Origin of the sequence: Brachybacterium tyrofermentans, assembly GCF_014897585.1 — a bacterium.
GTDB lineage: Bacteria > Actinomycetota > Actinomycetes > Actinomycetales > Dermabacteraceae > Brachybacterium > Brachybacterium tyrofermentans.
The window spans coordinates 1-22,737 of record NZ_JABUXW010000021.1 but is presented as its reverse complement, the minus strand read 5'-3'; the positions used below and the strand labels follow the sequence as shown (position 1 = coordinate 22,737).

General features: G+C 68.0%; 25 protein-coding genes and 2 pseudogenes. 19 read left to right on the top strand and 8 right to left on the bottom strand.

Features of this window, described 5'->3' with window-relative positions; all coding sequences use genetic code 11:
• Nucleotides 1-13: 13 nt before the first annotated feature.
• From INT49_RS15220 to INT49_RS21240, 4 genes and pseudogenes are all read left to right on the top strand, one after another.
• A protein-coding gene (locus tag INT49_RS15220; RefSeq protein WP_193118605.1) for an IS3-like element ISAar24 family transposase occupies nt 14-1,179 on the top strand; the annotation gives its coding sequence in 2 pieces (ribosomal slippage) (nt 14-290 and nt 290-1,179; 1,167 coding nt in all).
• Nucleotides 1,180-1,258: 79 nt separating this feature from the next.
• Nucleotides 1,259-1,924, top strand: a pseudogene (locus INT49_RS15215) (Type 1 glutamine amidotransferase-like domain-containing protein); the annotation flags it as partial.
• Nucleotides 1,925-2,193: 269 nt separating this feature from the next.
• Entirely contained in the window at nt 2,194-2,370 is a 177-nt protein-coding gene (locus INT49_RS15210) for a hypothetical protein (RefSeq protein ID WP_193118604.1), read from the top strand.
• Between the two features lie 212 nt (nt 2,371-2,582).
• On the top strand, nt 2,583-2,732 hold the full coding sequence (locus tag INT49_RS21240) for a hypothetical protein (protein ID WP_226850662.1): 150 nt from the start codon (nt 2,583-2,585) through the stop codon (nt 2,730-2,732).
• A gap of 386 nt (nt 2,733-3,118) precedes the next feature.
• Here INT49_RS21240 and INT49_RS15200 read toward each other — a convergent pair whose 3' ends face one another.
• Complete coding sequence (locus INT49_RS15200; RefSeq protein ID WP_193118602.1) at nt 3,119-3,997, bottom strand: MBL fold metallo-hydrolase; 879 nt, start codon at nt 3,995-3,997, stop codon at nt 3,119-3,121.
• A 217-nt stretch (nt 3,998-4,214) separates the two neighbouring features.
• Here INT49_RS15200 and INT49_RS15195 point away from each other — a divergent pair, with 217 nt between their 5' ends.
• Nucleotides 4,215-4,979 (top strand): class I SAM-dependent methyltransferase, encoded by a 765-nt coding sequence (locus tag INT49_RS15195; protein WP_193118601.1) that lies wholly within the window; start codon nt 4,215-4,217, stop codon nt 4,977-4,979.
• Here the strand turns inward: INT49_RS15195 and INT49_RS15190 are convergent.
• A complete protein-coding gene (locus INT49_RS15190; protein ID WP_193118600.1) occupies nt 4,976-5,515 on the bottom strand; it encodes an MOSC domain-containing protein in 540 nt (179 codons plus the stop codon). The genes INT49_RS15195 and INT49_RS15190 overlap by 4 nt on opposite strands.
• 95 nt (nt 5,516-5,610) lie before the next feature.
• Between INT49_RS15190 and INT49_RS15185 the strand changes: the two genes are divergently transcribed.
• From INT49_RS15185 to INT49_RS15175, 3 genes are read left to right on the top strand one after another with little or no spacing between them, the layout of a single operon-like run.
• Nucleotides 5,611-6,237, top strand: coding sequence for a GNAT family N-acetyltransferase (locus tag INT49_RS15185; RefSeq protein WP_193118599.1), 627 nt, complete (start codon nt 5,611-5,613; stop codon nt 6,235-6,237).
• The gene (locus INT49_RS15180) at nt 6,227-6,628 is read left to right on the top strand and encodes an MmcQ/YjbR family DNA-binding protein (protein ID WP_193118598.1); all 402 of its coding nucleotides are present in this window, start codon (nt 6,227-6,229) and stop codon (nt 6,626-6,628) included. Before INT49_RS15185 ends, INT49_RS15180 begins: the two co-directional genes overlap by 11 nt.
• Nucleotides 6,629-6,637: 9 nt before the next feature.
• Nucleotides 6,638-7,621: an endonuclease/exonuclease/phosphatase family protein gene (locus INT49_RS15175; RefSeq protein ID WP_193118597.1), complete on the top strand. Its 984-nt coding sequence runs from the start codon at nt 6,638-6,640 to the stop codon at nt 7,619-7,621.
• Between the two features lie 18 nt (nt 7,622-7,639).
• Here the strand turns inward: INT49_RS15175 and INT49_RS15170 are convergent, their stop codons facing one another.
• Both INT49_RS15170 and INT49_RS15165 read right to left on the bottom strand, forming a co-directional pair.
• A complete protein-coding gene (locus INT49_RS15170) occupies nt 7,640-8,293 on the bottom strand; it encodes an MmyB family transcriptional regulator (RefSeq protein ID WP_193118596.1) in 654 nt (217 codons plus the stop codon).
• Nucleotides 8,294-8,395: 102 nt separating this feature from the next.
• Nucleotides 8,396-9,091 (bottom strand): DNA alkylation repair protein, encoded by a 696-nt coding sequence (locus INT49_RS15165; protein WP_193118595.1) that lies wholly within the window; start codon nt 9,089-9,091, stop codon nt 8,396-8,398.
• A 64-nt stretch (nt 9,092-9,155) separates the two neighbouring features.
• Between INT49_RS15165 and INT49_RS15160 the strand changes: the two genes are divergently transcribed.
• The 8 genes from INT49_RS15160 (at nt 9,156) to INT49_RS15125 (ending at nt 16,501) form a co-directional block, all read left to right on the top strand.
• Complete coding sequence (locus INT49_RS15160; RefSeq protein WP_193118594.1) at nt 9,156-9,503, top strand: HIT family protein; 348 nt, start codon at nt 9,156-9,158, stop codon at nt 9,501-9,503.
• Nucleotides 9,504-9,623: 120 nt separating this feature from the next.
• A complete protein-coding gene (locus INT49_RS15155; RefSeq protein ID WP_193118593.1) occupies nt 9,624-10,190 on the top strand; it encodes a TetR/AcrR family transcriptional regulator in 567 nt (188 codons plus the stop codon).
• A complete protein-coding gene (locus tag INT49_RS15150; RefSeq protein ID WP_193118592.1) occupies nt 10,187-10,915 on the top strand; it encodes an ABC transporter ATP-binding protein in 729 nt (242 codons plus the stop codon). The genes INT49_RS15155 and INT49_RS15150 overlap by 4 nt, the downstream gene beginning before the upstream one ends.
• Nucleotides 10,912-11,676: an ABC transporter permease gene (locus INT49_RS15145; protein ID WP_193118591.1), complete on the top strand. Its 765-nt coding sequence runs from the start codon at nt 10,912-10,914 to the stop codon at nt 11,674-11,676. Before INT49_RS15150 ends, INT49_RS15145 begins: the two co-directional genes overlap by 4 nt.
• Nucleotides 11,677-11,827: 151 nt before the next feature.
• On the top strand, nt 11,828-13,081 hold the full coding sequence (locus INT49_RS15140) for a glycosyltransferase (protein WP_193118590.1): 1,254 nt from the start codon (nt 11,828-11,830) through the stop codon (nt 13,079-13,081).
• 72 nt (nt 13,082-13,153) lie between these two features.
• Nucleotides 13,154-13,891 (top strand): TetR family transcriptional regulator, encoded by a 738-nt coding sequence (locus INT49_RS15135; protein WP_193118589.1) that lies wholly within the window; start codon nt 13,154-13,156, stop codon nt 13,889-13,891.
• A 7-nt stretch (nt 13,892-13,898) separates the two neighbouring features.
• The gene (locus INT49_RS15130) at nt 13,899-14,855 is read left to right on the top strand and encodes an ABC transporter ATP-binding protein (protein WP_193118588.1); all 957 of its coding nucleotides are present in this window, start codon (nt 13,899-13,901) and stop codon (nt 14,853-14,855) included.
• Nucleotides 14,852-16,501 carry an ABC transporter permease gene (locus INT49_RS15125; protein WP_193118587.1) on the top strand — a complete coding sequence of 550 codons (1,650 nt, stop codon included), beginning with the start codon at nt 14,852-14,854 and terminating at the stop codon, nt 16,499-16,501. The genes INT49_RS15130 and INT49_RS15125 overlap by 4 nt, the downstream gene beginning before the upstream one ends.
• A gap of 30 nt (nt 16,502-16,531) precedes the next feature.
• Here the strand turns inward: INT49_RS15125 and INT49_RS15120 are convergent, their stop codons facing one another.
• The 4 genes from INT49_RS15120 to INT49_RS15105 form a co-directional block, all read right to left on the bottom strand.
• On the bottom strand, nt 16,532-18,091 hold the full coding sequence (locus INT49_RS15120) for an ABC transporter permease (RefSeq protein WP_193118586.1): 1,560 nt from the start codon (nt 18,089-18,091) through the stop codon (nt 16,532-16,534).
• Nucleotides 18,084-19,031: an ABC transporter ATP-binding protein gene (locus tag INT49_RS15115; RefSeq protein ID WP_193118585.1), complete on the bottom strand. Its 948-nt coding sequence runs from the start codon at nt 19,029-19,031 to the stop codon at nt 18,084-18,086. The genes INT49_RS15120 and INT49_RS15115 overlap by 8 nt, the downstream gene beginning before the upstream one ends.
• Complete coding sequence (locus tag INT49_RS15110) at nt 19,031-19,651, bottom strand: TetR/AcrR family transcriptional regulator (protein WP_193118584.1); 621 nt, start codon at nt 19,649-19,651, stop codon at nt 19,031-19,033. The genes INT49_RS15115 and INT49_RS15110 overlap by 1 nt, the downstream gene beginning before the upstream one ends.
• 118 nt (nt 19,652-19,769) lie before the next feature.
• Complete coding sequence (locus tag INT49_RS15105; RefSeq protein WP_193118583.1) at nt 19,770-20,243, bottom strand: GNAT family N-acetyltransferase; 474 nt, start codon at nt 20,241-20,243, stop codon at nt 19,770-19,772.
• 77 nt (nt 20,244-20,320) lie between these two features.
• Between INT49_RS15105 and INT49_RS15100 the strand changes: the two genes are divergently transcribed.
• From INT49_RS15100 to INT49_RS15090, 3 genes and pseudogenes are all read left to right on the top strand, one after another.
• Entirely contained in the window at nt 20,321-21,160 is an 840-nt protein-coding gene (locus tag INT49_RS15100; RefSeq protein ID WP_193118582.1) for a spermidine synthase, read from the top strand.
• Between the two features lie 69 nt (nt 21,161-21,229).
• On the top strand, nt 21,230-21,880 hold the full coding sequence (locus tag INT49_RS15095; RefSeq protein WP_193118581.1) for a DUF6318 family protein: 651 nt from the start codon (nt 21,230-21,232) through the stop codon (nt 21,878-21,880).
• A gap of 61 nt (nt 21,881-21,941) precedes the next feature.
• Nucleotides 21,942-22,737: pseudogene (locus INT49_RS15090) on the top strand (hypothetical protein); the annotation flags it as partial.

Here is a 22,737-nt window from a genome sequence, read left to right as displayed (position 1 = left end):
GAAGGCTCTTCGCATGCCACGCCCGTACCCTCCCGAGTTCCGTGCCCGTGCCATCGCTCTGGTCCGCGAGGGCCGCCAGGTCAAGCAGACCGCACTGGACCTGGGCATCCACGAGGTCACCCTCCACAACTGGCTGCGACAGGACGATATCGACCACGGCCGCCGGCTGGGACTAAGCAGTCAGGAATCTGCCGAGCTCCGCGCGGCGCGCGGCCGTGTCCGCCAGCTCGAGCAGGAGATCGCGATCCTCCGCCGGGCCGCGACGTGGCTCGACGAGGAGGGAGGAGTTGCCCCAAAAGGGCGCACCCGGTGATCGACCGACTCGTCGACGCCGGGGCACCCACAAGCACCTGCTGCCGCCTACTGGGCGTCTCCCGTCAGGGCTACTACCGGTACCGAAAGCGCCCGACCAGTGCCACTGAGCTGCGCCGCCGCTGGCTGACCGGCCTGATCCGGGAGATCCACGTCGCCTCCCGCGGCACCTACGGCTACCGCCGCATCCACGCCGAGCTCACCATCGGAATGAACATTCCGTGTTCCAGCCGGCTCATCTCCGTCCTCATGACTCGCGCCGGAATCGGTGGCCTTCCAGGCCCAGCCAGAATCAAGCGACTCAAGGGGGTCGCCACAGCGGACGACCTGGTCAACCGCAAGTTCCACCGGCTCGCGCTGAACGAGCTGTGGGTCACGGACATCACCGAGCATCCCACCCGGGAGGGCAAGATCTACTGCGCCGCCGTGCTGGATGCTTGCAGCCGCAAGATCATCGGCTGGGCTATCGACTCCAAACAGGACTCCACCCTGGTCGTGAACGCTCTGGACATGGCAATCCGTGCACGTCAGCCAGGGACCGGAGGGATCGTTCATGCGGATCACGGAGTCCAGTTCACCTCCTGGGTCTTCACTCAGAAGATCCGTTCAGCGGGACTGCTGCCGTCGTTCGGGACCGTCGGCGATGGCCTCGACAATGCGATGATGGAGTCGTTCTGGTCGACGATGCAGATCGAGCTGCTGAACCGGAAGAAGTGGAAGACGCGCATCGAGCTCGCGAACGCGATCTTCGAGTACATCGAGGTGTTCTACAACCGTCGTCGCCGGCACTCCTCCCTCGAGTACGCGACACCCCACGACTACGACCTCGCCCGCACCCCGCGGGCACTCACCTCCATCGGAAGCTAGCGACCAAGAGTGGAAACCTAACCGTAGGGCAGGTCAAGATGTCACCTATCCGCGCGGCAGTCCCTATCTCCTCACCTCCTCCGGCATCACCAACCCGAGCATCGCGAGCACGCTAGTAGATCTGCTCGGCAAACCAATTTCCGAGTCCACCGCGCTCTTCGTGCCGACTGCGATCCATCCCTTCCCGGGTGGAGCCGAAGGCGCCTGGAACTCGATCGCCGGAACAAGGAGTGGCCTGGCGGCAGCTCTCGGCTGGAAGTCCATCGGGGTGCTCGAGCTCACGGCCCTGCAGAGCATCCAGCGAAAGAGCTGGGTGCCCGCGGTACGGGAAGCTGATGTACTCATCGTGTCGGGCGGAGACGTCCTCTACTTATGCCACTGGATGCGGGAATCGGGACTCGCAGCACTCCTACCGGAGCTGACGAACACCGTGTATCTAGGGATCAGCGCAGGCAGCATCGCCATGACCCCGTACAACTGCGACGCCGAATTCAACCGGGAGTACGTGCCCGGGGGCAGCGATATGGGACAGGACGCCGAACATGCCCTAGCGCTCGTCGACGTCACCCTGTACCCGCACCTGAATGATCCCAACATGCCCGACACCACCCTCCAGAACATCGGGCGCTGGGCGGCAGGGATCCCCGCTCCGACCTATGCGATCGACGATGACACCGCGCTGCGGATCGTCGATCACGAGGTGGAGGTCATCTCTGAAGGCTCATGGAAGCTCTTCACGCCGTGACGCCTCGAGGGGAAGCGAAGGAATGTGACAACGTAGCGGGAATCTGAGCACGCTCCGCACCTACCGCCTCGCAGGTCATGGCACTGCACCTCTGACCGGTAGCGCGAGAACCTACAGGTGGTGCAGGTTCCGGACACGTCGGCCGGTACCGAGGTTCTCGACCATCGCGTGTCAGATGTCCGGCGCATCTGTCCGACGGGCACAGCGCCGGAGACGGCGCCTTCCTCCACGATGCGCCCGCTCGCAGAGGTCCGGATAGGCTCCCAGCCATGACGAGTCGCGAGTTCGGGATCTTCCTCAACGGTTCGTACGGAGTGGGCAAGTCCTCGACCCTGGAGCACCTCGCAGATCTCTTCGCCGAGGCCAACCTGCCTTTCAGCCTCTTCGATGTGGACTGGTTCCACCGCTCATGGCCTCCGGCCCCACGGACCCCCAAAACGTGCTGACGGAGGCCGACAACATTCGTGCGGTGTGGAGGAACTACCGCCAGACCGGACCGCGGACACCGCTCATCGCAGGAGTGATCACCCAGGCCGAGGACCTGGAGCGCTACGAACGGTGCTTCGAGATTCCCCTTCGGGTCGTGCATCTCACCGCGTCGTTGGAGGTGGCAGAACATCGGCTGCGTGGTCGGTACACCCCGAGCCAGCATCGCGCCTTGACCTGGCACCTCGGCAACCACGAGCGACTGACGCGAGAACTCCATCGGCTCCCGTCATACGACCTCGTCGTCGACACAGACCACAGGACGTCGGCAGAGGTCGCCGCGCTCGTCTTCGAGGAGTTCGCGCCGCAGCTGCGTGGCTGAGCCGCCCTACGACTTCACTTGCCACTCCGCCCCAACAGTCGAGCCATCGCGGCTGACTCGACGGCGCTCCTGAGGATTGGGGGCAACTCAGCGAGAATCCGGGCTCCTTGCCCGCGTCTCGCACCGCTGGTCACACGCTCGCGCCCCTGACAGATCGTGCGGGAACCTACAACGTGTTCAGCCGACGTCATGAGCGTTCAGGAGTCGCCGCGTATGTGGCACGAGGAACAGCGCACCACACGCGAGCAGCGGGAACCCCGTCATCACGAGAAAGGCCCACCGGACGTCGACGGCGCTGGCGAGCACTCCGACCAGAACGGGCATCACGAAAGTCGTGACGACGGTCGAGCCTGCCTGATACCGGCTGCTCCCTGCCGTAGCCGCTGTCAGCCGGATCTCCCCGCAGGCCCGGTGAGGTCGTCGTGGTCCCCGCTCGTCCACGCAGCGTGCCGGGCGGCGGAGTCCAGCACCGCCTCCCGTGCTCCGGAGAGGATCGAACCGGCGAAGTTGCCGTACAGACGATCGAAGGCGAAGCGTGCGGCACCGTCTGCAATCCGCAGTGCCACCGGGCCGGACAGCGGGATGCGGTTCGGGTAGGAGTACATGAAGGTGGTGGTGCGTCCGTCGGGATTCGGGGCGATGGTGTCGCCCGACAGCAGAACGCCCCGGCCGTCGTCTCCCTCCCAGTGGATGACGGCGCTGCCGGGGAAGTGCCCTCCGAGCTGGGTGGCGACGACTCCGGGCAGCACGGTCTCCTCCTCGTCCCAGAGGCGGAGGTGCTCGGGGGCGCGTCCGAGCCAGCCGGCGTCGGCTCGAGCGATCCAGACCTCTGCACCGTCGAGAGCCGCGGACCATGCTGACTGCAGGGCGAACATATGCGGATGGCTCGGGATGATCGCGCGCATCGGTCCGAGCGTCGCGACCTGGGCGACAGCGTCGGCGGTGATCGCGGCCGGCACATCGACCATCACGTTGCCGGCGCCCGTGACCAGCACCTTCGCCTCCTGACCGATGCCCACCCCGCCGTCGACGCGAAGTGCGAAGAGGCGCTCCTCGAGCTCGACGACCTCGATACCGGCGGACTCGACGGTCGGTGCGTGCCAGCGCTGCACGCCGTCGGGCGGAAGATACTGCCTCTCGTCGGCGCACACGGGGCAGATCGCCGGCACCGATGCCGCGTCGTACTCGACGCCGCAGGTGGCGCACTGGGCGATGCCCTGGAGCAGCTCTGCGAAGGGTTCGTTCAGGAGCAGTGGATCAGCCATGGTCATCTCCTCGGATGGATGCACCGATCATTCGACCTCAAGCTCTCTTGAGGTCAACCCTCTGGGAGCACGAGCCTCTACCCTGGCGAAGACTCCCTCGGCGGGACGACGCATGGGCGCCCGGACGCGATGCCGCACCGGAGCGTCTGCGAACCGTCATGGGCGATGACTCTCGAAGGAGATCGAGATGAGTGGACAGGCAGCCGATGATCGCTCCATGACGGACGCGGAGATCGCGGCGCACGATGACCAGCGCGACATCGGGGAGGCAGGATGGTCATCCCTCCGGGCCCTTTATGCGGAGGAGTTCGACGGAACCGTGCTGGATGCCGGCGGCGGGACGGGGATCTACGCCTCTGCCCTCGACGCTGCGGGGCTGGACGTCGTACTGGCGGATGTCGACGAATGCATGCTGGCTGTAGCTCGCAGCCGGGGCCTGCCAGCACATCGGGTCCTGCAGGCCGACGTGACGGCATTGCCCTTCGCCGATGCCTCGTTCGACGGAGCTCATGTTGCCCACGTGCTGCATGTCGTGGACGAGTGGCGCCGAGCGATCGGTGAGGTCGCCCGAGTGGTCCGCCCCGGAGGCACCGTGCTGCTGGCTCTGGGCGGCGCCCATCAGTCGGATCCCGAGCTCGGGGAGATCTCGGCCCGAATCGACGAGGAGATCGGCGGCATGGAGACGGTCACTCTTGGGCAGGCCAGAGGATTGAACAGTCCCGAGGATGCAGATCACGCATTCGCGCTGGCCGGCATAAATCGCGCGGCGGTTCGCCGGATCGACGGTGCCCACCGGCGTACTCTCGGGCAGGTCATCGATCGAATGCTGCTGAATCCCTACCGATCCACGGCCAGCCGGGAAGTACGTGCCCGGGCTGCCGAGCGCATCACGGCATGGGCACAGGACCGTTTCGGCTCGCTGGAACAAGAACTCGACGTTCCCGTCGGCATCGAGTACCGGATCTATCGCCGCAGGAGTTAGACCTTGGCGAGCGGATGATGGGGCTCCGGCGGCAGCTCGACCGTGATCGGATCCGACGGGCGCACCGTGCCGCTGCGGGCCACGATGCCCATGACGCCGGTGAGCCGCTGGACCTCACCGGTGTCGTCCTTGCGGAGCACCCTCTTCAGCAGCCCCGGTTGGAAGTCGTTGATCTGCTGGCACGGGTTCCGCAGCCCGGTGACCACGATGACCGCGTCGCCGATGTGCAGGCGAGTCCCCACCGGGAGGCTGAGGAGGTCGATGCCTGCGGTCGTGATGTTCTCCCCCAGCTGGCCGGGTTCGACGACGTGCCCGTCGGCCGCGAGCTCTTCGAACAACTCCTGGTGGATCAGATGGACCTGTCGCAGGTTGGGCTGATCCGGGTCACGGGCGACTCTGCTGCGATGCTTCACCGTGGTGCCGGCGTGCGCATCTCCGCGCACCCCGATCCCCTCGTCGAGCTCGATCGCGCGAGCCGGATCCTTGCTGAAGGTGTGATCGGCACTGACGTGGACGGATACCACTGTGGAAGCCATGGGTCGATCATTCCAGGAAAGGTCCTGATCGAGAAGAGGTTTCCAGCTGGAGACGAGTCATCGGGGAGATCGGCTGCGTCAGTAGACTCTGCCGTATGACCATCTCCCTCACACGCCTGGACCCCGCTGGTCAGGACCGTGCCGCCCTCATCGACTTCATGACTCGGAACGACTTTCCGTTCCATGTCCGCGTGCACCCCAGTGCCGGAGACGTGGAGGGCGCGATCGGCAAGGGCGCCTACCGGGACGAGGACAACGACTCGTTCTGGATCGATCACCGCGAGCTCGGGCGCATCGGCTTCCTCCGCTTCGAGGACCTGAGCGAGGGCACACCGCTGTTCGATCTTCGTCTAGACGGTCCGTTCCGCGGCCGCGGTCTCGGAGTGCCCGTCCTCAGCGCGGCGACCGCCCACGTGTTCAGCACGATGCCGAGCGTGAACCGCTTCGAGGGTCAGACCCGCGAGGACAACATCGCCATGCGCACGACCTTCGTCCGCTGCGGCTGGCTCAAGGAAGCGCACTACCGCGAAGGCTGGCCGGTGAACGGCGGCGCACCGCTCGCCTCGACCGCGTACAGCATCCTCCGGCGCGACTGGGAGACCGGGCAGACGACCACGTTCGACTGGGACGACCTCAGCGCCTGGCATGTGAGCGCTCAGCACGACGTGGCGCATCCCTCCCATACCGAGACGACGAAGGAGGAACCGCACCATGGACGGTGAAGCCCTGCAGGAGATCGCTCATCGGCGCGCCGAGGAGCTCCCGGCAGCGGAGGCGACCCGCCCGTTCGGTCCGGAGTACGACGTCTTCAAGGTCGTCGGCAAGATGTTCCTTCTGTTCACCGAGGTGCGCGGGGAGCAGATCGTGGTGCTGAAGGCGGACCCTCGGGATTCCGAGGCGCTGCGGCAGGCCCACCGGGACATCACGCCGGGCTATCACATGAACAAACGGCACTGGATCACGCTCGAGCCGGGCGGCGAGCTCGATGCAGAGCTGGTCCGGGAGCTGGTGACCGAGTCGTATCTGCTCGTCGTCGAGAAGCTGCCCCGGTCGAAGCGTCCCGTGGATCCAGGCACCTTTGGTACGCGTCCGGGCAGCCCGCCTGCCCCGTAGACTCCCCTCATGATCCGTACGGGGGTATCGGTCCTGGGGTGGGGACTGCTGATTGCGGGGGCGCTCGCATCGGCGGTGCTTCTGGTGCTGCGCCTGGTCACCGAGCTGCACACCTGGCACCACTCCGTGATCGCCGCGGCGACGTTCATCCCGCTGCTGTGGATCCCGGTGCTGGTCGGCTGCGTCGGCCTGATCCTCGTGCTGCGCGCATGGTGGCGACTGCTCGGGGCAGCCGTCCTGGTCGTCGCGATGACGGTCTTCGCCTGGCCGCTGCTCCCACCGGGCGAGAGGGAGCCCTACCCGATCGCGGTCGGCAGCACCCTCGCGGTCCTCTCGCTGAACCTCCAGTACGGGAGCGCGGACCTCGACGAGGTCGCGCAGCTGGTCACCCCTGATGTCGATGTGCTCGCGCTGCAGGAGTACACACCGGGATTCGAGGAGCAGCTCGCGGGCGCGGGCATCCTGGACCAGTTCCCGCATCAGCTGGGCAGAGCCGACACGGATGCGAGCGGATCGATGCTCCTATCCCGTACTCCGGTCGAGCTCGCGGCGCGCACCGAGGGCACCCGGTTCGAGAACCTCATCGCGACCACCACGGTCGACGGCACGGACTGGCACCTCGGGGTGATCCACACCGCGCCGCCGCAGATGGGGGCCGAAGTCTGGACCGACGAAGCCGCCGCCGTCGGCCGCCTCGCCGAGCCCTTCCACGAGGAGAACCTGCTGCTGGTCGGGGACTTCAACGCGATCGACCAGCACCACACGATGCGCGAGCTGACTGCTGGCGGGGAACTGCACGACCTCGTGGCGAGGCGAGAAGGCGATGGACTGGGTTGGCATCCGACCTGGCCGGCGGGCGCACGGATTCCCGCGTTCGCACGCATCGATCACGCGCTGGCATCCGACGCAGTGATCGGCGGCGTGTCGCGGTTCGAGACGGTCACCGGCAGCGACCATAAGGCCCTGCTCGTCGAGGTCGCCGCCCGTACCTGAGCAGCCGACTGCGAACAGCTACGAGGACGGAAGAACGGCGGGGCTGATCCAGCTGGCCAGGAGGGTCATCGCCTGGGCCGTCGGGGAGTTCTGCTCGTAGGTGTACGTCAGCAGAGCGAGGTCCTCGTCCCCGGAGAGGTCGAAGGACTCCCCGATGAACTCGACGTCACCGACGACGGGGTGGTGGTAGTTCTTGGGCCCCTTCCGGTACTTCAGCACGTCGTGCGTGGCCCAGAGCTCGCGGAAGTGCGGGGACTGGGTGGACAGCTTCCCGATGAGGGCGAGCAGCTCCGGGTCGTCCGGCGTCCTGCCGGCGCACGTGCGCAGCAGCGCGACCTGGTTGCGGGCCACGCGCGACCAGTCACCGTAGAAGTCCGAGCTGCGAGGATCCAGGAACACGAAGTGGGGCATGCTGAAGGGCAGCGTCAGCCGGTGATCGCCCTCCGCGTCGGCATAGAGGGCCTGGCCGAGAGCGTTCGCCGCGACGATCTCCAGGCGGCTGTTCTGCACGAAGCCCGGCACGTCGAGTGCGTCGAGGACCTTCTGGACCGTGGGCCGGACCGCCTGCCGGGCCCGTGATCGCGGCGCTCGGAGCGGCGAGGGGCGGGCGGCGTGGAGCAGATTGCGCAGATGCTCGTGCTCGACGTCGTCGAGCTGGAGGGCACGCGCCACAGCCTCGAGCACCTCCGGGGAGATCCCGGTGGCCCGGCACGCGGCTCGGCGGCGCGGGGCGCGCGATCGAAAGCGGTGACTGGACGACGAGCTGACGAGCTCTCAGCCCCCGCTGTTCCGTCGGACCATCTCGTCGATCCAGATCGGCGCGAACGGTGAGGTGCAGTTCGGCGGCGTCGGGTAGTCCTTGAGCACTTCCAGGCGCACCCCGATGTCCCGCGCACGCTCCCGCAGCTCGGGGTTGGTGATGCCGATCTGGGCGAGGCAGGTGTTCATGGCCCACTGCAGACGTGCGGGGGCGTCCTGCATCTGCTCTTCGATGAGATCCAGCAGCGCGGCCTGGCCGATCCCGTCGGGCGTCTTCACCACACGGTCGCTGGTCAGTGCCCAGCCGGCGCTCGCGACCACGGGGTCCGCGTCGGCGAACCAGGCCTTCCTCAGGGCCTCGCGGTGCGGGCCCTTCATCGCGAGATAGTTCACGAGCCAGTCGTGCACCTTGGGTGAACCGGCCTCCCGGAGCATCGCGTCGAGCTCGGCCTGCTCGAAGTCCTTCGGGCGCGAGAGGAGGATCGCGAGGAGCTTCGCGGCGCTGTCGCCGGTCCCCCACAGCTCGCGGGCCAGATCGGGACGGGCCTTCAGCCGCTTGGCGATCGCGCGCAGCTTCGTGAGGTTCACGCCGTGGTCGTCGCCGCGCCTCTCATTGACCGCGCGGGCCGTGGGGTCCTCGAGGGCGGCCAGCTCCGCCAGCACCTCGTCGCGCTCGGTCTCGACGCTCGTGCTCTTCGCATCCTGGGTCATCAGGTCCCCTCTCCGGTCACCGTGGCCTCAGCCTACCCACGGTGATGACCGCGATACTGGGGGCATGGCGGACGAGACCTTCTACACCGGATCCGACTTCTACTGCGACGTCGCGATCCCCGACCCCGGAGCTCTGGACGTGGTCCACGAGGGCCGGCGCGTGCTCGCCTTCCACCACACCCGTCCCTTCTGGGACGTGCACATCGTGGTGATCCCCACGCGGCACATCGCCTCCCTGACCACGGCGGGCCCCGAGGACGAGGCGGACCTTCGCGCCCTGCTGAGCGCCGTCCAGCAGATCGCCCGGGACGTCGAACGAGAGCACGGCGCCGCTGCCGTGCTCACCAACCTGGGTGCCTACCAGGACTCCAAGCATCTTCATGTGCACGTGCACTCGGGCGCTCGACGGTGACGGCGTCGGCGTCGCGTCGGGGACCGCCTTCGAGGTTGTCTCGGCGGGGAGCCGAGAGCCCTTCTCTCCGTGACGAACGAGGGGTGTTATTCACTCACTGTGAGGGAGTAACATCGCCGCATGACGACGTCGTCGACCACCACCCGCGAACGTCTCCAGCGGTGCGCCGTGACGCTGTTCGAGGCGCACGGCTACGCCGAGACGTCCGTGGCCGCAATCGCCCATGAAGCCGGCGTCTCACACATGACGTTCTTCCGGCACTTCCCGTCCAAGGGGGACGTGGTGGTGGGCGACCTGTTCGACCCGGTGATCGCCGCGGCGGTCGCGAGCCAGCCGACCCAGCTGCCTGCCCTCGAACGGGCTGTGCGAGGCCTGGTGTCGGCCATGCAGCACGAGGAGGCCACGGCGGAGATGCGATCGGCGCAGTTCCGTCGGCGCCTCCGCCTGATCACCTCGACGCCCGAGCTGCGCTCGGCGCTGTGGAGGTCCGGGCAGGCGAGCCAGGACGCGATCTCCGAAGCCCTGGGCACCCCCGGGACGTCCGCCCTGGCCGCGCGCACCGCAGCCGGAGCAGTGATGGGTGCGGCGACGGCCGTCCTGATCCATTGGGGTACCGAGCCCGACCGGACCTTCGCGGACCAGGCCTTGCGCGAGAGCCTTCTCAGCCTGCTCCAGGACGCAGGATGACGCACGCGCTGGAGGTGATCGACGTCCGGCGCTCCCTGCGGGCACGTCCGGTGCTGGAGGGACTGGATCTGACCGTGGACGCCGGCACGTGCCGAGCCCTGGTCGGCCTCAACGGTGCGGGAAAGACCACCGCGCTGCGGGTGATGCTCGGCATGCTCCACCCCGACAGCGGATCCATCCGGATCCACGGCCAGGACATCGGGTCCGCCCGCGGCGACCTCTGGGGCCGCGTCGGCCACCTGGTCGAGATGCCGTTCTCCTATCCCGAGCTGACGGCCCGAGAGAACATCGCCGCAGCAGCACGGCTCCATGGCGCCTCCGGACTCATGGTCCAGGAGTCGATCCGCGACCTCGGGGACATCCTGAGGATGACCCCATGGCTGGACATCCCGGCCGCGCGGCTCTCGCTGGGCACCAGGCAGAAGGTCGGCCTGGCGGCCGCCTTCGCCCACCGGCCGGACCTGGTGGTCCTCGACGAGCCGACGAACGGCCTGGACCCGCTGGCAGTCGTGGGACTGCGCGAGCTCATCACCGCGTTCACCCGCGACGGGGGCGCAGCGCTCGTCACCAGCCACCACTTCGATGAAGTCGCTCGGATCGCCGACCAGGTCGACATCCTGCACCGTGGACGAGTCCGCGACTCCCTCGCCCCGGATGGACCGGATCTCGAGCGTCGCTTCTTCGAGGTCGTGCTGGCTGCCGACATCGCCGAGGGCCGGCCATGACCTCGCCGAGGCGGGCAGCCTATGCGCTGGAGGCACGAAAGCTCTCCCGCGCCCTGGTCTCCCGCATTGCGACCGTCTCGACACTGGTCCTCGTTCTCGTCACGACGGCCGGTGGGTACGCCACGGCCCAGTATTCGGCGGAGACCGACATGGGTCGCCAAGCGGCTGCCCTGGTCACTGCTCCCGGATGGGCCGGCTACACCGCCCTGGCCACCACGAGCGTCGGCATCACCTCCCTGCTCGCGGTCGGCATCGTCATGGCCTGGAGCGTCGGGCGAGAATTCACTGATAGCACCATCGTCGGCCTGTTCGCACTGCCTGCTGCGAGATCCACGATCGCTGACGCCAAGGTGTGCGCCGCCGCCATCTGGGCACTCCTTCTGGCTGCCGCCGAGAGCTTCCTGGTCACGGCCGCCGGGCTGGCCCTCGGCCTGCCCGGGGACGGGGCGGCACGCAGTGCGCTCGCCGTCTTCCTGGTCGCCGCGCTCCTCGGGCTCAGCGCCCTGCCGGTCATGTGGATAGCCACCGTGGGTCATGGATATCTCGCCGGCATCGCCGCGACCCTGGCGCTCGTCGTGGTCACCAACATCGCCGCGGGCTTCGGCCTGGGCCAGGTCATCCCCTGGGCGATTCCCGTGCTGTGGGCGGCCCCCGGCGACACCATCCACCCCGCTCTTCTGCTCGCACCCTTCACGGTCGCCATCGTCGGGGCGCTCCTCACCCGTCACGCCTGGGCCCGGCTGGAGCTCGGGAACGACTGACGATCTTCGTGGCCTTGACTGACTGTTCAGTCAGTCCTACGCTGACCGTGCATTCAGCCGACGGGGAACCGGAGTTCTGACAGGTCCACCGCACCCCGTCACCAGTCGACTCCTGCAGCGCGACCAGATGGACCAGAAGGAGATGTGCGTCGTGAGAGTTCTGATCCTGACGTTCGGCACCCGGGGCGATGTGGACCCCTATATCGCGCTGGCCGCGCGTTTGCGCCTCGAGGGGCACGAGGCCGTCGTCTGTGCACCGGAGGAGTTCCGTGCCGACGCCGAGGCCTGCGGCGCGGGGTTCGAACCGATGGGCACCGAGATGCTCCGCCTCGTGCGCGGCAGCATGGCCGAGATGGCCGGGCCCGCCGATTCCTTCCGGCTCATCACCCGCATGACGACGGCCATGAGGGCATCGCTCGTGGAGCAGTGGCGTGCCGCGCAGCGGGTCGAGCCGACCCTGATCGTCACCCACCCCAAGGCTCTCGGCGGCGTCCACATCGCGCAGCGACTGGGGATCCCTGTGGTGGCCTCGATCCCGCTGCCGTTCCTCACCCCCACGAGCGCCTTCCCGGTCCCGTTCATCAGCCGTCCGCTGACCGGTCCCGTCAATCGAGCCAGCTATCACGTCAACCGATTCAGCGCGATCGCCTACGGCGGCATGATCACCACGTTCCGTCGTCGAGTCCTCGGCCTCGACCGGATGAGCCGGTTCTCCGATTACCTCCACACGGCCGACGGGTCGCGCGTGCCGGTGCTGTACGGCTTCAGCGAGCACGTCGTCCCGGTGCCTGCCGACTACCCCGGCACCGCGCACGTGACCGGCTACTGGCACCGCAGCGGCAACGAGTGGACACCACCTGCCCACCTGGCGGAGTTTCTGGACTCCGAGGATCCGACCGTCTACATCGGGTTCGGGAGCATGGGGTTCGGCAAGCGCGCCGCCGAGCGTGGCCGGCTCATCGCCGAGGCAGTGGACCGCGCCGGGATCCGAGCCGTCGTCGCCACCGGCTGGGGAGGAGTGGACCTGCAGGAGACTTCCCCGCGGATCCTCACCCTCGACGAAGCCCCGCACGATCTCCTGTTCCCACGCGTCAGCGCCGTGGTGCACCACGGCGGAGCCGGGACCACCGCTGCCGGACTGCGGGCGGGCAGGCCCGCCCTGGTCGCTCCGGTGCTGGGCGACCAGGCCTTCTGGGGACAGAGGGTGGCGGCGCTGGGAGCCGGTCCGGAGCCCGTGGCCCTGCGGAAGCTGACCGTCCCGGTGCTCGCCGACCGCCTGCAACAGCTCGTCGTCGACCCTCAGTTCTCCCGACAGGCAGCCGCCGTCGCAGATCGGCTCCAGCAGGAGGACGGCACGGGCACCGCCGTCCGCGTCCTGGAGAACATCGCTGCGGGACACAGCTGAGTCGCTGCCCCATCCCCCACCCTCGGTCGGCGCACGCCGATCGAGCCGTCACGACCACCGAGGAGACCACGCATGGAGACGGAAACGGACAGAGCGCCCACCGGGGCGGAGCGCATCCTGGAAGCAGCGATCGACCTCTTCGGAGAGCACGGGTTCCGGGCGACGCCCCTGAAGGCGATCGCCGCCCGTGCGGGCGTCTCCCAACCGCTGATCGTGCATCACTACCAGTCCAAGGCGGGACTGCGCGCCGCCTGCGATGAGCACGTCGCGCACATGGTCCGCGTGCGCAAGGAGGAGACGGTCGACGAGGAGAACCAGTTCGATCCGTTCCTCGCCCTGCGTCGGATGCAGGACGGGCGACCGCTGCTGCGCTACCTCACCCGCGCTCTGACCGAAGGCGGGACCCACACGTCGACTCTGATCGACGACATGATCGACGATGCCGTGGCCTACCTCGCCCAGGGCGAGCGAGCCGGCCTGATCAAGCCCAGCGCCGTCCCGCGCGACCGTGCCGCTTTGCTGGTGATCTGGTCCCTTGGTGCCTTGACCCTGCACGAGCACGTGCATCGGCTGCTCGGGGCCGACTTCCTCGCCGACAGCACCCCGCCGGAGAGCCTGCACCGGTACCTGCGCCCGGCGGTCGAGCTCTACACCCAGGGACTGGTGCAGCAGGGCAGCTTCGACCGCCTGTCCGCGGCCCTCGATGACCCTGCGGCAGCGGACGCCGAGGCAGGCGGCGACCGCGAGCCTCCCGACGCCGGCCGCGCACGAGACGACGAGCCCGCACGAGACGACGAGAAGGAGCAGTGAGATCACCATGAACGACGCCCCCGCGGTCTCCGCGCGAGGCCTGATCAAGACTTTCGGCAGCACCCGTGCACTGGACGGACTGGACCTCGAGGTCGCGCCGGGCGAGGTGCACGGCTTCCTGGGCCCCAACGGTGCCGGCAAGTCGACGACGATGCGCGTGCTGCTGGGACTGCTGCGCGCCGACGGCGGCACCGTCAGCCTGCTGGGCGGCGATCCCTGGCACGACGCCGTCGCGCTGCACCGGCGGCTCGCCTACGTGCCCGGCGATGTCGAGCTCTGGCCCAACCTCACCGGCGGCGAGGCGATCGACATCTTCGCCCGGCTGCGCGGCAGGTGGGACCGCGCGCACCGGGATGACCTGTGCGAACGCTTCGACCTGGACCCGACTAAGAAGGCTCGCACCTACTCCAAGGGCAATCGGCAGAAGGTGGCGCTGATCTCCGCGCTCGCCTCCGACGTGGACCTGCTGCTGCTCGACGAGCCCACTGCCGGCCTCGATCCGTTGATGGAGGCCGTCTTCCAGCAGGCCATCGGTGAGGTGAAGGCGGCGGGTCGCACGGTTCTGCTGTCGAGCCACATCCTCGCCCAGGTCGAGGCCCTGGCAGACCGGATCTCGATCGTGCGCCAAGGCCGCATCGTCGAGACAGGCAGCCTGTCGGAGCTTCGCCACATGACGCGCACCACGTTCGTCGCTGAGACCGACCGGGTCCCGGAGGGCCTGGACGAGATCGCCGGTGTCCATGACCTGAGCATCGAGGGGGCGGCCGTGTCCTTCCGGGTCGACGGGGACCGGGTCGACGAGGTGGTCCGCGCCCTGGCGCCGCTCGGCGTGCGCTCCCTGGTCGCACATCCCCCGACGCTGGAGCAGCTGCTGATGCGCCATTACGGCGACTCCTCTGACGATGTCACGGGGTCCACCGACGATGGCACGGGGTCGACCCTCGAGCAGGAGACGGCCCGATGACCGCGCCGACGACGTCACGCACCCGGCGCGGACCCGACCCGGGCGGCTCCTCGACATTGGCGGGGACCGGCACGATGCTCCGGCTCATCCTGCGCCGGGATCGGATCCGCCTGCCGGTCTGGATCGGTGCCCACGGCCTGCTGGTGCTGTACATCGGAGCCGCCCTCCCCCAGCTGGCGCCGAGCGAGGAGAACCTGGCTGAGATGACCGCGTTGCTGTCGCAGCCGGTCGGCCGGATGTTCACCGGGCCGGCCTTCGGGATGGACGCCCCCACCTACGAGCGGTTCTTCGCGGCCGGCTATGTCCCCTACCTGTTCATCCTGGCGGCGCTGATGAGCATCTTCCTGGTCACCCGCCACACCCGCGGGGAGGAAGAGTCCGGGCGGGCGGAGCTGATCCGTGCCAATGTCACCGGGCGTCATACCGCCCTGACGGCCACTCTGCTCGTCGCCGGCCTTGCCAATGCGGCGACGACAGCGCTCGTCACCGCCGTCGCCCTCGCCATGGGGTATCCGGCCGCCGGCTCAGCCCTGGTCGGACTGGCCACGGGCCTGACCGGACTGGCGTTCACCGGCATCACGACCATCACCGTCCAGCTCAGCGAGTTCTCCCGGCCGGCAGCCGGCATGGCAGGCGGCGTCCTCGGCGCCGCCTTCCTCCTGCGCGCGCTGGGAGATATGGCCGCGGTCGGCGGCTCCGCCCTCTCGTGGGCCTCACCGCTGGGGTGGGCGGCACAGACCGCCCCCTACGTCCATGACCGATGGGCCCCACTGCTGCTGCTGGTCGCTCTGGCGGCAGTCACCATCACCGCGGCCTTCGCCCTGCAGCGCCGGCGAGATTTCGGAGCGAGCCTCATGGCCACCCGCCCCGGCGCCGGCCGGGCGCGCGCGTCACTCGGCCACCCCGTGGGCCTCGCCGCTCGGCTGCAGCGCGGCGGTCTCCTCGGCTGGGGTTCCGGCATCCTGCTGCTCGGCGTCATCGACGGCGCATTCACCCAGTCGATGATCGACGCGGGCGAGGGCATGCCGGAGGAGCTGCGGGCCGTGTTCGGGAGCGAGGGTCTGGTACAGGGCTACGTGGCGTTCCTCGGGTCCTTCGTGACCGTCTTCGCCGCCGCCTACGCCGTGTACGCGATGCAGACTCTGCGCACCGAGGAGGACAGCGGCCGCACCGACGCGGTGCTGGCGACCCCCGTCAGCCGCGTCGGATGGAGTGCCGCGCACGTGGTCACCATCGCCCTCGGGGTGCTGCTGATCAGCGTGATCACCGGAATGGGCACCGGGATCGCCGCCGCCGGGGTGACCGGGGACGGCGCCCTGGTGCGAGAGCTCCTGGCCGCTCACCTGGCCGTCGTGCCGGCCGCGCTGGGCGTGCTCGGTCTGTGTGTGGCCCTGTACGGCTGGATACCGAGAGCGATGCCGCTCCTGGGGTGGGCCAGTGTCGCGCTGATCGGCATCGTCGACCTCTTCGGCGCACTGCTGGACCTTCCCACGTGGCTCCTGGCTCTGTCCCCGATGCACCATCTGGCCGCCGTACCGATCGAAGAGTTCACCCTCGCACCGTTCCTGGTCGTGACAGGCGCGGCGGTCCTGCTCGCGGTGCTGGGGCTGCTCGGGTTCCGCCGACGCCAGGTGCGTGTCGTCTAGAAAGCCGCTGCGGGGGGCGGCGCGACGGGTTCAGAGGTCCCGGTGCCGGAACGCGAACAGGGCGGCACCGACGAGCGCGACGCCGCCCACCGACAGGTAGACGAGAGGGACGACCGAGAACTCCTCGGCCGGCATCCGAGGGATGTGCTGGAAGATCGAGAGCTGCTGCACAGCATCCGGCAGTGACTGACCGAAGAACCGGATGACCACCCCGTACCCGAAGACGACCCAGGTGAGCCCTTGCCACCTCGGCCCGATGCCGTACAGCAGCGCTGAGATGCCGATCAGAGCCAGCAGCTCCGGAAAGCGGCCGACGACCCCGCCGACCGAGGCGCTCAGGAGAGCGGCATGGCCGGTGGCGCCGAACGCCGCGAGGCCGAGTCCCAGGCCCGAGACCAGCAGGAGGAGTCCCGTACCCAGGACGGTGACCAGGGTCCAGGATCCCAGCCACGAGAACCGGCCGGTCGCCGTGCCGAGCGCGCTGTCCAACCGGCCGTCGACCTCCTCGGACCTCACCCGTGCCATCGAGGTCAGAGCGAAGACGCCCACCAGGAGGGTCTGCGTCACGCCGAGCAGACTGAGGTATCCGCGCTCCAGCTCGGTGCCGAACATCGCCTCGCTGCCCTCGATCGCCTCGGCGGTGCCGACCAGACTGCCCCAGACCATCCCCAGCAGCCCCATCGCCAAGGCCCACCACAGGATCGTTCGACGCTGCATGCGCAGCGCCAGAGCGAACGGGGAGGAGAGCCAGCGGCTCGCCCCCACCCGACCACGGCGCGGCGCGAAGAAGCCGAGCCCGACGTCGCGACGCACCGACAGGGCGTATCCGACAGCGGCGAAGACCGCGCCGGACCCCATCGTCAGCAGCACAGGCCACCAGGTGGGGTCCGTGATCGGTTTCGTCAGGTTCGCCCACGCCATCGGCGAGAACCACAGTGCGACGCTGTCCTCGCCCTGCGCCGCCGCAGCACCCCGGCCGATGGAGGCCGCCGCGAGCACGACGCCGGCGATCCCGCCGGCGGCCCGTCCGCTCTCGACCACCTGCACGGCGACGGCCGTCACGGCGGCGAAGAACAGTCCGGTCGCTGCGATCGAGACGCCGTACAGCGCGGCGTCGCTCGCGCCGAATCCGATGCCCAGCGCGCCGACGAACAGCAGCGCCGCCAGCACCGCGTTCGTGATCACGCCGACGAGCAGGGCCGCCGTCAGCGGCGCGTGCCGTCCGATCACGGCGCTACGGACCAGCTCGGCCCGCCCCGACTGCTCCTCGCCCCGGGTGTGGCGAACCACCAGGAGAATGCTCATCAGCGCGGCGGCGATCAGGAACTCCTGGTTGTACATCAGGAAGTACTTCTGCAGGGTCACGGCGTCCAGGCCGTAGACGGGCCCGGCGAAGATGGCGAGCATCGTCTGCGCCTGGGCCAGGTCGTCCACGGCGCCTTGCGGGTCCTCCCCCGCCGTGTCGGCCAGGGAGCTGAAGAAGAAGGGCACGAAGGCTGCGATCGCGACCGTCCAGATCGGCAGCCGCAGCCGGTCCCGTCGCAGCCCCAGTCGCAGCAGCAGCCCGGTACCGGTCAGGTCCTCACGCATCGCTGTTCTCCTGCCGATCCTCCGCCGCCTGCGACCGCCGCCGCGAGTCCGCGCCCCTGCTCACGTCGTAGTGACGGATCATGAGGTCTTCCAGACTCGGCGGAGTGCTGTGCAGGGCGGTGACGCCGAACTCGCCAACGTGCTTGAGCGCGCCGTCCAGCGCGTCGCCGTGGACCAGGAACCGCGTCGTAGAGCCCTCCTGCTCGAGGTCGACGACACCGGCCAGGTCGTCCAGGCCGGTCACTGGCCGACTGGTCGTGACCTCGACGTTCGTTCCGGAGAGGTGTCGCAGATCAGCCAGGGTGCCGTGTTCGACGGTCACGCCGTCGCGCACGATGCTGACCCGGTCCGCAAGCCGCTCGACCTCGGCCAGGATGTGGCTGGAGAGCAGAACGGTCCGCCCTTCATCGCGGACGCGTTCGATCTCTTCCTGGAACACGAGCTCCATGAGGGGATCCAAGCCCGACGTCGGCTCGTCGAGCACCAGCAGCTCCGCGTGCGAGGCGAAAGCCGCCACCATAGCGACCTTCTGCCGGTTGCCGGTGGAATAGGTGCGTGACTTCTTGCCCGGGTCGAGGCTGAATCGCTCGATCAGTTCAGCGCGGCGGGTCGTGTCGAGGCCGCCTCGCATCCTGCCGAGCAGATCGATCACCTCTCCCCCGGTGAGGGTGGGCCAGAGTTCGACGTCGCCAGGGACATAGACCAAGCGTCGGTGCAGCGCGACAGCGTCGTTCCACGGGTCCGCGCCGAGAACTCTCGCGCGGCCGCTGTCGGGCCGCAGGAGACCCATCAGGATACGCAGGGTGGTGGACTTCCCGGCACCGTTCGGGCCGAGGAACCCATGGACCTCCCCGGAGTGGACCTCCAGGTCAAGCCCGTCCAGCGCACGATTCCGCCCGAAATGCTTCACCAGTCGTTCGACGGCGATGGCGGTGGCCATCAGAGCTCCTTCGATGCGTCGTCTGCGTTCTGGCGATGGCCGAGGGCAGCCAGCACCCGGTACAGGAAGGCCACGATCTGCTCGGCGGGCTCGTCGTCGGGACGCGTGAGCAGGTGCGAGCTGATCGATGCCGCGAACAGCGTCTGGACCATCTCCAGGTCGCTGTGCGCGGGAAAGTTCCCGCGGAGAGATTCCCGCTCGAGTGCCTGATGGATGATCTGGTCCCTGTCCGTCGCACCGGTCGCCGCGCGGTACTCCGCGAACAGCTTCGGGTGGTCATGGGGGACGGACATCAATCGTCGGAGCACCCGACGCACGCGTGCGTCGGCAAGGGCGCCCGCGATCCCGGTGACCGCATCTTCCAGGCTCGGATATTCCGGAGCCTGGTGCTCCAAGTGCACGCGATATGCCTCCGAGAGGGCAGCGATCACCAGATCCTCACGCCGCGGATACCGGCGATAGACGGTCGCGCGGGTGACCCCGGATCGCGTCGCGACAGTCTCCGTCTTGACTGCCTCGACGCCTCCCTCGATGAACAGGTCCAGTGCGGTCTCGAGCACGACCCGATCCGCCTCGACGCTGCGCGGGCGCCCGGGACGGGGAGCATCTCTCTCGTTCATGGTTAGAAACAATACAGCACAGTATCGTATTGCAATAGGCTCCTTGCTCCACGGACCCCAGTACAGGCGTCATGATCTCGACACAGGCCGACCGTGACGGCGACACGGGGCCGAATCCTCACAGGGGACGCTTGAACCCCACATGGCTCGGGACATATCCGAGGCGCTCATAGAAACGGTGCGCGTCGACGCGGGCGGCGTCGGTGGTCAGCTGGGCGAGTGTCGCCCCCTGCTCCCGGCCCCACTCCTGCGCCCACTGAAACAGGGCGCTGCCCAGTCCTGCGCCGCGCACGGTGGAGTCCACCCGGACCGCCTCGATCTGGAGACGGGTCGCGCCGCCGCGGGACAGGGACGGCATCAGCGTGAGCTGCATCGTCGCGACGATCTTCTCTGCTTCGTCGCGCACGGCGACCAGGAGCTGGTTCTCGTCGGCGTCGATCCGGGCGAAGGCCCTCACATAGGGCTCGAGGTCCGAGCTCTCCCGCTCCCGGCCCAGCACGTCATCGGCCAGGAGCGCGACGATCTCCGGCACGTCGCCGGCGCCTGCGCGATAGAGGGAGAAGATCCAGCCGTCGAGGTCGAGAGTCTGCATCGAGCCATCGTCCCAGGTGGAATCGGGCTGGGCGCTCGGTGACCATCAGCGAGCACAACATCGACCACAATGAGGCCATGACCACCTCGGACCTCACTCCCGCCTCGCAGCGCAGCGCGCAGCTGAGCTTCTCCGATCAGCCCGCATGGATCGTCAAGGACGAGGTCGACGGCGGCTGGGTGCTGCAGATCGGTGGCGTGGAGCAGTCCCATGTCGATCTGGCCGACCCCACGCACATCGTGCACGAGTACCTGCGGCGGATGGCGAACGTCGTCGATGAGGCCTGGCCTCACGGACAGCTGATCCGGATCGCCCATCTCGGCGCCGGCGCCCTCACCCTCGCCCGCTACGTGCAGGCCACCCGGCCGGGCTCGCCACAGCTGGTGATCGAGATCGAGCGCGAACTGCCGACGCTGGTGACCACTGCCCTACCGATGCCCGCGGGCACGAATCTGACGGTGCTGATCGGCGACGCGCGCGAGGAGCTCGCCGCGCTCGGCGACCGAACTTTCGATGCGCTCGTGATCGACGTGTTCTCCGGCGAGTCCTCCCCCGCGCATCTCGCCGCCAAGGATTTCTATCTCGAAGCCCTCGACCACCTCGAGGCCGACGGACTGCTGCTGGTGAACATCGGCGACGACGCCGGCCAGCGCTTCGTGGCCCAGCAGGTCCGCGAGCTGGAGAACGCCACCTCGGAGCGCGGGCTCTCGGGGGTCTGGACCCTGACCCATGCGTCCCTCCTGACCCGCCCGGCCGACGGGAACATGGTGCTCCTGGCCGGCGGGGCGCTCACCTCCCCGGACGTCGAGGCATGGCGAAGCGCCTGGAAGCGGGAGGGTCCGCACCCTGCCGCAGTCCTGGATCCGGCCGAGACCATCGAGGCGTTCCGGTCCATCGGTCATCCACAATCTCGGTAGTCCGGGGGCGGCGAGCGGTCGTTGTGTATAGCGTTCAGGGGACCTGACGCACTCCCGGAAAGCCTCCTCATGTCCCGACGCCTCCTCGCCATCGCGGCCGCCGCCGCTCTGACCTTAACGTTTGCTGCGTGCGACGTCGGGGGTGACGGCCCCGTCACGGAGCCTCCCGAGCAGGTCAGCACGAGCGACGGCGGCGGCGCAGACCCCAGCGACGGCGGTGGAGCTGCCTCGAGCGACAACGGGGGCGATGACGGCAAGACCGTCGCAGCCGCCGACATCCCCGCCCCCGATCCCGCCGACTACGCGGGCATGGACGAGCACACCGCGGACGGCGCAACCCAAGCATTCCGGTACTACATCGCCGTCTCCATGTGGGCACACCAGACGGGCGAGACCAAACTTTTGGACTCCCTCCAATCGGACGACTGCGAGAGCTGCGACGAGTTCAATGAAGACGTGATATCACTAAAAGAACACAATGAATACTGGAGTAGATTTTCAATCTCAGACTCTGGAACCATGGTTCACGAGTCAACAAATTACGATCACGAGATTGGATACACATTCACGACCGAACCCCACACGCGACCCACAGAGGCTTTCGACTCCAGAGAAACCTATCCGGCGATAGAGTACAACGCGATTGGCGGCATGACCTGGGTTAGCAACTCATGGACTATCGGAGGACTGAAGGCGGAATGGGGCCCGCAAGATGAGTGACCCCACAAGTAGTCAGGTTTCGATACTTAGATTACTTGCCATTCTGGCCATAGTAGCTTGCATGGCAAGCTTCTCAACCACCTCATTTGCCAAGCCGAGAGCCACTGGAAACGTTGGCGATTCATCGATTGAAACCGAAGCGACCGAGGCCACGAGCTCAAAACAAACCACCAATCAAAGCTCAACCGGCAAGACTCCAAGAACCTCTCCCACTAGAGACTCTTCGGCACGCGACAACAACAAGTCCAGCCAATCGAAGCGATCCCCAATCCCAGACTTCTTCATCGAATCCACAACAGCAGAAACCCAGACCGGATACTCCTGCACCACCGGCGTAGGCGGGACGAACTGCAACTCGTCACGCAACGCCTGTCAGGCCGGCACTGACTACAACATCAACAGCAATGGAGATGTTCTCGCCGCACCCTCGTCGCGCCGAACGCAAGCCGGCAGTCAAGATATGGTCACGCTCGAAATCAATCGCGTCGACTCAGGGAATGGGTCCCGCGAGCTCCTGGGATACGACTGCCGCGCGCCCGGTACCGCCGCACCCACCGCAGGAACGGGCGCTGACGCCAACGCGCCTGCGGCTGACGCTCCCGCCCCGATCGTCATCACCGTGTCGCTGAGCGATTTCGCCGATATGCCGATCAAGCCTCTTGCGGCACATGCCGGCCCAGCGGATGGCTGGCTCCCCGTCAACATGCCCAACGTGCTGTACACAGACACCAAGACTCAGGAACTGGATGTCGAGCTGCTCGATACGCCCGTCGCCATCCGCGCCACGCCGGTCTCGTACGAGCCTCGATCTTTCATGGGGTCGGTAGGTCCGCTCGGTCGGCGTCGTTGCCGATCTT